The organism is Pseudomonas sp. 50_B (assembly GCF_017491625.1).
Lineage (GTDB): Bacteria > Pseudomonadota > Gammaproteobacteria > Pseudomonadales > Pseudomonadaceae > Aquipseudomonas > Aquipseudomonas danubii.
The window spans coordinates 1-227 of the sequence record NZ_JAFGYX010000231.1; the positions used below are offsets into that span (position 1 = coordinate 1).

Below are 227 nucleotides of genomic sequence, written 5' to 3' on the forward strand. Positions count from 1 at the left end.
ACAGCACGTTCACCAGCACCAGGAACAGCAGCACGGTGATGAAGCCGATGACAGTGGCCTTGCCCACGTCCGAGCGTTTTTCCGCCCGGGACGAGAAGATGCTGGCGCCCTCGATGCCGATGAACACGAATACCGTGACCAGCATCATGTTGCGCACCTGGTCCATCACCCCGCCAAAATTCGGATTGCTACGGCCCCAGATATCGCGGGTGAAGATGTCGGCCTTG

Annotated in this window: 1 protein-coding gene; it reads right to left on the reverse strand. The window is 59.5% G+C overall.

Annotated elements, in window-relative coordinates; translation table 11 throughout:
• Positions 1-227: amino acid permease (locus tag J5M73_RS31750; RefSeq protein WP_207817074.1), on the reverse strand; the 227-nt coding region annotated here is incomplete at both ends.